Raw genomic sequence first — 10,490 nt, 5'->3', positions numbered from 1 at the left:
CCGGAATCCGCGGCGGCATGGATTCCCGCTTGCGCGGGAATGACGAGGAAAACAAGGGGCTTCTCCACAGTCTTGGTGTCTTTGTGTCTTGGTGGCCCCCATGCGCCATGAAGAAACAAGGGTCCGGGACTACACGCTTGAACAATTGTGCGGCAGGCCGGGAGGGAGCAGATTGGGAGAATGCAAAGACGCACTCGCGATCAACCGGACGCCGATTCCCTGCGCGACTTGCTTCTGTGGACCGAGACGCGGCGCATGCGGGCGCGGCATCGTCTGCTGCTGGATCATGCGGCCGTGCCGGCGGCGCAGACGCGGATGCCGGGAACGGTGATCGAGCTGGAACGGCTGACGGGAGATCTCCTGCGTTTCGTCCTTGCCAAGCCGCCGGGCTTCACCTTTCTGCCCGGGGATTCCGTGCGGCTGGAGGTGGAGGGCGTGCGGCGGCGCTATAGCATCCTGTCCGCGCCGCATGAGCCCCATCTGGAATTCTTCGTCGAACTGGTGCCGGGGGGACGCATGTCCGCCCATTTCCGCACCCTGCGCCAGGGATCGCGGCTGACCATCGCCGCCGAAGCCAGGAAGGGATTGCGTCTGGACGGGGCGGCGCGTCGGCATCTGATGCTGGCGACGGTGACCGGCATCAATCCCTTCGTCAGCATCCTGCGGGACGCGGTGCATCGGGGACGGCGAGGCCTGGGATGCGTGGTGATCCACGGGGCCAGCTATCACGATGAATTCGGCTACCGGGCGGAATTGCGTGCCCTGGCCGAGACGCGGCCGGACCTTCTGTTCTATGTCCCGACGGTCAGCCGCCCGGAGGAGGAGCGTAACAGGCTGTGGCGCGGCGCGACGGGGCGGGTGGAGATGCAGGTGGACGCCTTGCGCACCCGCTTTGATCTCACGCCCGCCGATACGGCTGTTTATGCCTGCGGCAATCCCGGCATGATCGACGGCGTACGGCAGAAGTTTGAAGGCCTGGGCTATCGCTTCTATGAGGAGGCCTACAAGTAACGAAAGGGCTCAAAGGGGCGCGGGCCTGGGCAGAGCCCAGATGTTCAATAGACGTCGCGGCAATAACGGCCTTCCTCGGTCAGGCGCTCCACATTCTCTTCGCCCAAAGTCTCGGTCAGGACCTCGGCCACACCGGCGGCCATGCCCTCCAGGCTGCCACAGACATAGAGGGCTGCGCCGTCCTCGACCCAGCGGCGCAGGTCGGATGCGGCCTCGCGCAGCAGGTCCTGGACGTAGAGGCGCTTCTCCTGGTCGCGGGAGAAGGCCAAGTCCATCCGTTCCAGCACGCCTGCGGCCTGCCAGGCTTCGAGTTCCTCGCGGTGGAAGAAGTCATGCGCGGCGGAGCGTTCGCCGAAGATCAGCCAGTTGCGGGGACGCCCGGCCAAGGCGCGGGCCTTGAGATGCGCACGCAAGCCCGCAAGGCCGGTGCCGTTGCCGATCAGGATCATGGGCCGGTCGTCGGCGGGGGGATGGAAGCTGCGGTTGGTGCGCAGGCGCAGGGCGACGGTACCGCCCAGAGGCAAGCTAGCGGTCAGCCATCCCGATCCGAGGCCGAGGCTGCCGTCGGGACGTTTCACCTGCCGCACCAGCAGGTCCAGCTTTCCATCCTCGGGGATCGAGGCGATGGAATATTCCCGGTGGGGCAGGGCATCCAGGCGATCGGCCAGGGCTTGGGGATCAAGGCCGCGCAGGGGGGCGATGTCCGAGGGAAGAAGGCATTCTGCCAGGTAATCGGACAGACATTGCCTTTTCCCGCCCGGCGCCGTGATGTCGTCCGTTCCGTCCAGATCGAGGGCCTGCAGGAAGGCGGCGACGGCTTGCGGGGCATTGCGCGGACCGATCTCGGCGATATCGCCCGCGCTCCAGCTGGCTTCGCCGGTGGCCGGTTGCAGCGACAGGTGGAAGGCGGGGCGGCCGCTGCTGCCGGGATTGAGCAGGCGGCGTTCCCGGAGGATCCACTCGTCGTATTGCGGTGGGCTCCAGTCGGGAAGGTCGCTGCGGCCGCTGAGGATTCCCAGATGGTATTGCCAATGACGCAAGGCGCCCTCGTCGCCGTCATCCACCTCGATCAGGTCGAATAGGGGCGTCGCGCCGCGCTGGTGCAGCCAGGCATCCAGGGTATGGCCGAAGGCGCAGAAACGGGAATAGGAGCGGTCGCCCAGGGCCAGGATGCCGTAATGCAGGCCGTCCAGGCGCAGGCCGTCATCCATCACCTTGCGCACGAAGGCAGCAGCATTGTCGGGCGGGTCACCCTCGCCGGTGGTGCTGACGACGAAGAGAATACGGCGGCTTCCGGACAGCAGGGCGCCGTCCAGCTCCGCCAGGGAGGCGAGATGGGCCGATTGTCCGCCCGCGCGGAGGGAGTCCGCCGTCTGTGCGGCCAATTGCTCGGCGAAGCCGGTCTGGCTGGCATAGGCGACCAGCAGGGATTGGTCCGGCAAGGCCAGGGCAGCGGGTTTCCGGCGCTTGCGGCGGTGAAGGCCGAAGACCAGCCCGCAGAAGGCGAGATAGGCCAGCACGACGAGGATCGCGGCGGTCTCGCGTTCATCCAGGGTATGGGCGGGGAAGGCGGGCTGAAGATCGCCTGCCGCCAGGACCGCCAGGGAAAGGACGGCCAGTGTGAGGAGGGCGGCGGGCAGGCGGTGACGCAGGAGGAAGGCGGCCATCAATCGATCATCTCGGCGAGGGCGGGGGTCATCTGTTCGGCGAAGCCGTCGCCCCAGCGGCTGAGGAAGAGGGCGGCGATATTCCGTTCACGGGCGAATGCCATGCCTTCGCCCACGCCCAGCACCGACAGGGCCGTCGCCAGGGCGTCGGCGGCCATGGCTTCGGGATGCAGGACGCTGACCGAGGCCGGACGGTCGAGAATGGGAAAGCCGGTGCGCGGGTCGATGGTGTGGCAATAGCGGCGCTGGCCGTGCTCGAAATAGCGCCGGTAATCCCCCGAGGTCGCCACCGATAGGCCGTAGAGGGCCAGGACCGTCTGGACCAGATCGGCGGAAGGTGGCCGTTCCAGCGCGACCCACCAGGGACTGAAATCGGGTTTGGTTCCTTCGCCGCGCAACTCGCCGCCCACTTCCACCAGGAAGTTCCGCACCTCCGACCGCCGCAGATAAGCGGCGACCAGATCCACGCCGAAGCCCTTGGCGATGGAACAGAGGTCGAGGCGTACGCCGCCAGGCTGGAAGGCCCGGCGTGTGGCGGGATCGAGCGTCACATGCCGCCAGCCGGAATGCGTCCTGGCCTCGGCGACGGCTTCGGCCGATGGCGGCGCGTCCTGGCGGGGCAGGGGGCCGAAGCCCCACAGGTCCACCAGCGGCCCGACGGTCGGGTCGTAGGCACCCTGCGTGTCGCGGGCGAGGGCCAGGGCATGATCGAGGACGGTGTAGAATTCCTCGGGCAGGGTCTGCCACGTACCCGCTGTCGCCTTGTTGAAGCGGCAGAGGTCGGAGCCCTGCTCCCAAGGGCTCATCTGGGCAACCACCCGGTCGAGTTCCCCTTGGATGCCCGCCCGCAGTTCCGGCAGGGCGAGGCCCTGGGGCAGGACCAGCTTGACCGACCAGCTGGTGCCCATGGTCTTTCCCTCCAGCTTCTCCAGCCGTGCATGAGGGGGATGCCGCGGGGGCGGCACGGACAGGGTGGGAGGGATGAGGACGCGGTTCATGGACAACCCGCTGGTCTCGTCAGGCGCGTGGCAGTTATTGGGGCAGGGCCTCCAGCGTGACGGTATAGGTGCTGGTGCGCTGGGTGCCGGGGATGGAACCGTTCTCGTCCCGGACCATGGCCTGGAGCCAATACATGCCGGCCTCCGGCCAAGTGACGCTGAAGACGCCGTCGGCATCGGTGGTGACCTTCATGTCGCCCAACTGCGAGCGGTAGCGCAGGCCGCCGGGAACCACTTCCACATCCACATTGGCCGCCGGATTACCGTCGAGCAGCAGGCGGAACTTGGCCTCTTCCCCGGCGAAGAGGTCGTTGGGATGGGTCAGCGGGACCATCTCCAGCCCAATGCCGCTGGTCGTCAGCGCGGTTTCGTTGGGGCTGCCGACGGTGGTGAAGGTCTCGATGCGGCGCAGGGCCTGGCGGATCTGCACGTCGGTCGCCTCGGCGGGGATGACCGGCGGTTCGGCCGCGGTGCCGCGTACGCGCTTGGTCTCGCCGTTGAGCTTGTAGCTGCCCATCATCGATTCGCCGGTCACGGCCATCTTGTAGGTGCCCTGCTTGTTCAGCCTGACGTCGAAGGTGCTGCGGTACTTGCCGCTATGGGCATTCTCGGCCTCGACCGTCTCGCCGTCGGGGGCGATGATCGTCAGTCCGTTCAGTTGCAGCGGGAAATGCTCGAAATAGAACAGATTGTTGGAGATGGCGCCGTCGACGGTGATCCACGGATCCTCGCCCGACAGGACGGTGGCCGAAGGCAGCAGCCAAGCACGGTGGGCCTGGGCGGCGGTGGGCAGGGCGGCGACGATGCCGAGGGCCAGGGCGGCCCATTTCAGGGAAGACTTCATGATCCTGTTCGCCTTTCTTCTCTGGTCAGGGTTTCAGCGTCAGGCTGACGCGGCCCAATTCATGTTCGCCCCGTATTTCCTGGCTCGAGGCCGCGGCGGGAGGCCATTGGAAGGGAATGCGCAGCATCTCGCGGCCGCCGACCTCGCGGGAAGCTTCCACCACCAGGCGGTATTCGCCGGCGGGCAGCTTGTCCAAGGGCGCGGCATCGGTGGTGAAGCCTATTTCATGCTCGCCGACCGGGCGGGTCGCGCCGCTCAGGCCGTCGATGGGCATCTCCAGGTCCCGGCCCGAGCGGCGCCACCATTGCCGCAGGTCCTTGAGCCATTTGGTGCCTTCGTTGTTGCGCATCTTGATGTCGTGCCAGACGGCCAGATTGGCTGCCAGGGACTGGTCTGGATTCTCCACCCAGATGGCGACATAGGGACGGTGATATTCGGCCACGTCGAGACGCGGAATCTCGACCGTCACCGTCAGGTCGGCAGCCATCGCCGGGGTGGCGAAGACGCCTGACAAGGCGAAGAAAATACCCTTGCGCATGAAGACTCCGGTCAATGAATGAAAAGCAGCACGAGGAGGAGCGGCGCGACCAGTCCGAACCCGACGGTCGGCCAGGTGGCGGCGCGGCTGCCCCCGTGAAGCTGGAGGAGAAACAAGCCGGTCAGGCAGAAGACCAGACAGGCGACGGCAAAGATGTCGATGAACCATGCCCAGGCGGTGCCGGTATTGCGGCCCTTGTGCAGGTCGTTGAAATAGGAGATCCAGCCCCGGTCGGTGCGTTCGTAGAAGACTTCGCCGCTTTCCAGGTCGAGGCTCAGCCAAGCATCGCCGCCGGGACGCGGCAGCGAGACATAGATCTCGCCCTCGGACCATTCGCCCGGGCGCGATCCCACCCGCAGATCCATTTCCTGGCGGAGCCAATCGCGCAGGACGGGCGGCAGCGGGGCCTCGGCTTCGCCGGTTTCATCGGCGGCTTCGGCCAGGATTTCCAGCAGATCGGCAGGCAGTTCCCTGGTGAGCGTGGTGACCTGCGGCCGCGCCTCGATGTCCGAAGCGTGATTGAGGGTGATGCCGGTGGCGGAAAACAGCAGCATGCCGATCAGGCAAAGGGCGGAACTGATCCAATGCCATTGATGCAGGTGTTTCAGCCAGAAGGCCCGCCGCTTCTGGGAGGGCATGATCTTGTTCATTCGCACTCTGCCACATCCTTGGCGACGGAAGCCCTTGGGGCGACCGGCGAGATGCTAACAATAATGAGAGTCATTTTCAATTAGAGCCCGCACAGATGAGGTGGTTATCGGAGCGAATTTCTTATGCAAAAGATCTACTGCGCGTTTTCGGCGGTTTCGAAACCTTCGGCCAAGCGCTCGACCATCATGCCCAGGGCACTGGCGAACTGGGCCGGTTCCCCTGTTTCCAGGCTGTCGAGCACCACCAGCTTGGCGCCGCCTGCGGCAACGGCCGCAGCAATCGCCTCGGCGGGCTCGCGGTGATGCAGGACGACGGGGATGGCTTCCTCCTTCAGGAAGGCGGTCAGGATGTCCAGGCGTTCGGGCGTCCAGTCGCGGTCGTCGAGGGCCACGGTGCTGCGCACGTCCAGGCCCAGTTCCGGCGTCAGGGCGGCGAAACGGTTGCTCAAGGACACCACGCTGGGATCGGGCAGGGCGGCGAAGGTCATGGCGGCCTTGGCCGACAGGGCCAGCAGGTCGTGCTTCAGCTTGTCGAGGTTGTCGTCGAGACGGGCGGCCGAATCGGGATAGAGACGGCGCAGATCGGCGGCGACGATGTCGGCCATGCGTCCCAGGGCCGTGGGGGCGAGCCAGGGGAAGGGGGCGGAGCCTACTTCCTGTTCGAGGCCAAGCCGCGCCGCCAGCGGGCCTCCCTGCGGCAGGGCGACCCGGGCGAGGCCGGGCAGGGCGCCATCGACAGGGCGGCTGGCATCGACCTCGATCACCCGGACATTGACCCGCCGCGCCAGGGCATAGAGCGGATCATCCTCCCAGGTGGCGCGCAGGGTCAGGACGGAATCGGCCTTTGCCGCCGCCTCGTTGAGGGCTTTCTGTCCCCGGCCGGTGAGATAGGAGAGCTGCCGTCCCATGGGAATGGTCGGCGGCACCACCGTTTCGACCTTCAGCTCCGTTCCCAGGGTCAGGGAGGTGGCGATGCCCGCCGTCACCGGATGGCCGGTCAGCACGACGGTTTCGGCGCCTGCGGCGGCGGGCAGTGAGAAAAGGGAGAGCGCCAGGACGGCGGTTCTGAAATTCATGCGTTGGTCCTCCGCAGGGCCAGTCGGGACAGGGTCGCCCCCAGGAACAGCAGGCCGGAAGCCAGGATGATGGCGCCGCCCGACGGAACCGGCAGGGTCAGTTCCACCGGCAGCAGGATGCCGGCGATGGCGGACAGGGTGGCGAAGGCGATGCTCAGGAAGAAGAAGCCGCGCAGGCTGGTCGAGACCACGCGGGCGGCGGCGGCCGGAATGACCAGCAGGGCGCCGACCAGGATGGCGCCGATGATCTTGACCGACGCCACCGTCACCACCGCCACGAGCAGGATGAACAGATAGTCCATGGCTTTCACCGGAACGCCGCGCACCGTCGCCAGGGCCGGGTTGAAGCTGGCCAGCAGTAGGCGGTTGAACAGCGGCAGGGTCAGGGCGGTGACGCCCAGGGCGACCACCAGCAGGATGGTCAGGTCGCGGTCGTCCACCGTCAGCACCGAGCCGAACAGCACGTTTTCCAGGATGTGGATGTTGACCCGGGTCGCCAGGATCAGCAGCAGGCTCGCCCCCAGGGCCAGGGACACGGACAGGAAGACGCCGATCAGCGTGTCCGAGGTCAGGCCGGTGCGGTTGCGCATGAAATTGACCAGCAGGGCGAAGAGCAGGCAATAGGCGAACAGGCTGCCATAGGGGCCGGTATAGGGTTCGCCGACCAGGATGCCGATGGCGACGCCGGTCAGGGCCGCATGGCCCACGGCCTCGGAGAAGAAGGCCAGGCGCTTGGTCACCACCAGGGTGCCCAGCCCGCCGAGGACCGGCCCGATCACCAATCCGGCCAGCAGGGCATTGACCAGGAAGCCGTAGGTCAGGCTGCCCGGCAGGTAGCCCGCCCCCGCCCAGCCCTGGAGGAGGGCGCGCAAAGTCTCGAAGCTCATGATGCGGCTTTCAGCAGGGAACGGCGGGGCGCGGTGGCGAACAGGTCGAGCAGGCGCTCCGGCGCCAGCACCTCGGCCGGTGGCCCGTCGAACAGCAGATGGCGGTTCAGGCCGCAGGCACGGTCGGCAAGACGGCGGACCTGGGCCAGATCGTGTTCCACCCATAGGACGGTGACGCCCCGGTCCTTCAGGTCCAGCAGCAGTTCCTCGAAGATCTGCGCCCCGGCTTCGTCCAGCGCGGTCATCGGCTCGTCGAGGATGAGCAGGTCGGGGGCCGGGATCAGGGCCTGGGCCAGCAGGACGCGCTGGCGCTCGCCGCCGGACAGGGCGCCGAAGCGGCGTTTCCGCTTGTCGGCCATGCCCACCCGGTCGAGCGCCGCGTCGAATTGCTTGACCAAAGCGCGGCTGGGGCCGAGGAAGGCCGGACGCTGCTGGCACAGGATGGCCAGAACGTCTTCCACCGTCATCGGCAGCCCCGAATCGAAGTCCAGCGATTGCGGCACATAGGCGACCACGCCCGGCTTGTCGCTCCGCCAGTCCAGGCGGATGGTGCCGCGATGGGGCATCTGGCCCAGCAGCGACTTGACCAGCGACGACTTGCCGCCGCCATTGGGCCCGACCACCGCATGGATGCTGCCCGCCGCGATCCGCAAGGAGAGGTCTTCCAGAACGGTAGTGCGGCCCAGGATTAGGCCGACGCCTTCGAAGGCGATGGCGGGGCCGTTCATGACCCGGCTTCCAGCATGGCGGTGACCAGCGTGTCGAGATTGCGCTTCATCTCCGTCTCGAACAGGTCCGGTGTATAGGCGCCGTAGGAAATGTGGGAGAAGGGATAGAGGCGGATGCCCGTCTCGCGCCGGATGGTGTCGACATAGGCGTTGGGATAATTGACCTCCGAGAAGATCACCTGGACATCGAGTTTGCGCAGCTCGTCGATGGTCGCGGCAAGCTGGGCGGGGCTTGGCTCGATGCCGTGGGCGGGCTCGACGACGGCCGAGACCTCCAGGCCGAATTCCCGCAGCAGGTAGTCATAGGCGCCGTGGATAGTGGCGACGCGCAGCCGCATCTCGCCCGCTCCGGCCAGCTTGCCCAGGGCCTCGGCGCGCAGCTGGCGCAGGCGGCGGGCATAGGCGCGGGAATTGGCGGTGAAGGCTTCGGCATGGTCGGGGAACATGCGGCCCAGTTCGCGGGCGATGGTATAGACCTGCTGCGTGGCCCCGGTGATGGACAGGAAGGTATGGGGATTGACCACATTGCCCGATCCGCCCGTCCGCGCGGCAGTGCCGATGGCGGGCAGCAAGGGGACTTCCGCATTGGCCTCGATCACCGGAAGGTCCGGCTTGGCGGAGGCGGCGACCATGCGTTCGGCGAAATCGTCATGGCCGATGCCGTTGAGCACCAGCACGTCCAGCGACCCGATGCGCTGGATGTCCTCGGGCCGCGGTTCGTAGGCATGGGGATTGAATCCCGCCGGGATCACCGGCACCACTTCGGCCAGATCGCCGACGATGTTGCTGACATAGGAATAATAGGGATGCAGGGTGACGCCGATACGCGGGCGGCCCGCAATCGAGGCAGGCGCGGCCAGGGCCGGCAGCGGCAGGGCGGCGGCGGCCGCACTGAGCAGAAGGAAGGTGCGGCGATTCATCGGGTCACTCCGGCAGTGAAGGTGGAGACGGCCTCTTTCCAGCCATTGGCGATGAGAGAGGTGTCGTCGAGGGCGGGCGGGGCTTCGGCCTCACGCTTCAGCCAGATTTCCGTGCCATGGGCATCCATGCGCAGGATCATCGATCCGGCGATCTCGGGCGCGCTGGTGATGCCGATATAGGCGCCATCCCGCAGGACCCAGGCATGGCCGCCGCGCGCCTGCCAACTGGCATCCGGAACGAAGGGGGGCAGGCCCTCTTCCGCCAGGGCGTCGGGCGACGGCGGCGCGGCATCCCCGGCGATTTCCTCGGCGACGATGCGCAGGTCGGCGAACAGGCCCTGTTCCGCCGGGGTGAGGGCGGTGCGGGCGTCGAGCTGATGGGCGGCCAGGGCGGCGGTTTCCTCGGCGGCGGGATGGAAGCCGATCCAGGCGACGGCGCCGGCCAGGATCACGGCGGCGGCAAGGACCACCATCGATGTCTCCCGCTCGGCCCCTGCGGGACGGACGATCTGGTGATGCATGGCAGGGGGCCTTACTGGATTTCGGTGTAGTCGATCTCGACCGTGTGACCGGGGCCGGCATCGAACAGGACGTAGAACTCGCCTTCCGGACGGTCGAAGATGAAGGTGGAATCGCCATCCAGAACGCCCGAGATCAGGACCTGCTCGTCATAGGAAATCACTTCGATAGGGACGCCGGGGGCGTCGGAACCGTCGGAGAAACCGCCCATGCACTGGATCTGCGTCTCGCCCACGGCGTCGCAATAGCAGACGGGATTATGGGCCCAGGCGGGGGAGGAAAGGCCGAGAATCGCGGCGGCGGCCAGAAGACCCGCGACGAAAGGACGGGTCGTGTTCTTGTCGGTGCCCTGAACGGAAGGGGAGCCCTCGGCTGAGCGGGAAGAAAACGGGTTCATGGGCAGTCTCTCAAGACAAAGTCGCGAATGACAGTGAGAATCATTATTAGCAATGATTAGCAAAGAAGAGGGTGGCCCGCAACTCTCTCCGTGAGAGTTCCCGCAGGAGTTTCGCGTAATGGGTTTGACGGCGGCGGCCCGGCTACCGCTTCCGCGCCGTCCAGGACTGGCCAAAAGATAGGGGGGCAAGGCCAAGTGCCCGAGCAGGCTTTTCAGCAGCGGCAGCAGACGTTAGAGTGACAGGATAAATTCAAC

General features: G+C 66.7%; 12 protein-coding genes. 1 reads left to right on the top strand and 11 read right to left on the bottom strand.

The features are described 5' to 3' along the window. Nucleotides 1-180 precede the first annotated feature (180 nt). The gene (locus EPD66_RS07070) at nucleotides 181-1,011 is read left to right on the top strand and encodes an FAD-binding oxidoreductase (protein WP_142847773.1); all 831 of its coding nucleotides are present in this window, start codon (nucleotides 181-183) and stop codon (nucleotides 1,009-1,011) included. Nucleotides 1,012-1,055: 44 nt separating this feature from the next. Here the strand turns inward: EPD66_RS07070 and EPD66_RS07065 are convergent, their stop codons facing one another. The 11 genes from EPD66_RS07065 to EPD66_RS07015 all read right to left on the bottom strand — a co-directional run bounded on the left by EPD66_RS07065 (nucleotide 1,056) and on the right by EPD66_RS07015 (nucleotide 10,235). Further along, nucleotides 1,056-2,678, bottom strand: a complete 1,623-nt coding sequence (locus EPD66_RS07065) for a sulfite reductase flavoprotein subunit alpha (RefSeq protein WP_142847772.1) — start codon at nucleotides 2,676-2,678, stop codon at nucleotides 1,056-1,058. Then, nucleotides 2,678-3,676, bottom strand: coding sequence for an FAD:protein FMN transferase (locus tag EPD66_RS07060; RefSeq protein ID WP_142847771.1), 999 nt, complete (start codon nucleotides 3,674-3,676; stop codon nucleotides 2,678-2,680). Before EPD66_RS07060 ends, EPD66_RS07065 begins: the two co-directional genes overlap by 1 nt. Before the next feature lie 34 nt (nucleotides 3,677-3,710). Continuing rightward, nucleotides 3,711-4,520, bottom strand: coding sequence for a DUF4198 domain-containing protein (locus EPD66_RS07055; RefSeq protein WP_142847770.1), 810 nt, complete (start codon nucleotides 4,518-4,520; stop codon nucleotides 3,711-3,713). Between the two features lie 25 nt (nucleotides 4,521-4,545). Further along, complete coding sequence (locus tag EPD66_RS07050) at nucleotides 4,546-5,058, bottom strand: DUF2271 domain-containing protein (RefSeq protein WP_142847769.1); 513 nt, start codon at nucleotides 5,056-5,058, stop codon at nucleotides 4,546-4,548. Between the two features lie 11 nt (nucleotides 5,059-5,069). Continuing rightward, nucleotides 5,070-5,708, bottom strand: a complete 639-nt coding sequence (locus tag EPD66_RS07045; protein ID WP_221930902.1) for a PepSY-associated TM helix domain-containing protein — start codon at nucleotides 5,706-5,708, stop codon at nucleotides 5,070-5,072. A 134-nt stretch (nucleotides 5,709-5,842) separates the two neighbouring features. Beyond that, nucleotides 5,843-6,784, bottom strand: a complete 942-nt coding sequence (locus tag EPD66_RS07040) for a metal ABC transporter solute-binding protein, Zn/Mn family (protein WP_142847768.1) — start codon at nucleotides 6,782-6,784, stop codon at nucleotides 5,843-5,845. Then, nucleotides 6,781-7,671 (bottom strand): metal ABC transporter permease, encoded by an 891-nt coding sequence (locus tag EPD66_RS07035; protein WP_142847767.1) that lies wholly within the window; start codon nucleotides 7,669-7,671, stop codon nucleotides 6,781-6,783. The genes EPD66_RS07040 and EPD66_RS07035 overlap by 4 nt, the downstream gene beginning before the upstream one ends. Beyond that, nucleotides 7,668-8,399, bottom strand: coding sequence for a metal ABC transporter ATP-binding protein (locus tag EPD66_RS07030; RefSeq protein WP_142847766.1), 732 nt, complete (start codon nucleotides 8,397-8,399; stop codon nucleotides 7,668-7,670). The genes EPD66_RS07035 and EPD66_RS07030 overlap by 4 nt, the downstream gene beginning before the upstream one ends. Next, complete coding sequence (locus tag EPD66_RS07025) at nucleotides 8,396-9,319, bottom strand: metal ABC transporter substrate-binding protein (protein ID WP_142847765.1); 924 nt, start codon at nucleotides 9,317-9,319, stop codon at nucleotides 8,396-8,398. The genes EPD66_RS07030 and EPD66_RS07025 overlap by 4 nt, the downstream gene beginning before the upstream one ends. Continuing rightward, on the bottom strand, nucleotides 9,316-9,840 hold the full coding sequence (locus tag EPD66_RS07020; RefSeq protein ID WP_142847764.1) for a DUF6162 family protein: 525 nt from the start codon (nucleotides 9,838-9,840) through the stop codon (nucleotides 9,316-9,318). The genes EPD66_RS07025 and EPD66_RS07020 overlap by 4 nt, the downstream gene beginning before the upstream one ends. An 11-nt stretch (nucleotides 9,841-9,851) precedes the next feature. After that, the gene (locus EPD66_RS07015) at nucleotides 9,852-10,235 is read right to left on the bottom strand and encodes a hypothetical protein (RefSeq protein ID WP_221930901.1); all 384 of its coding nucleotides are present in this window, start codon (nucleotides 10,233-10,235) and stop codon (nucleotides 9,852-9,854) included. Nucleotides 10,236-10,490 lie beyond the last annotated feature (255 nt).

The sequence above is a fragment of the Telmatospirillum sp. J64-1 genome (assembly GCF_006980715.1).
Classification (GTDB): Bacteria; Pseudomonadota; Alphaproteobacteria; order Rhodospirillales; family Magnetospirillaceae; genus Oleiliquidispirillum; species Oleiliquidispirillum nitrogeniifigens.
This window is presented reverse-complemented; position numbering and strand designations above follow the sequence as displayed.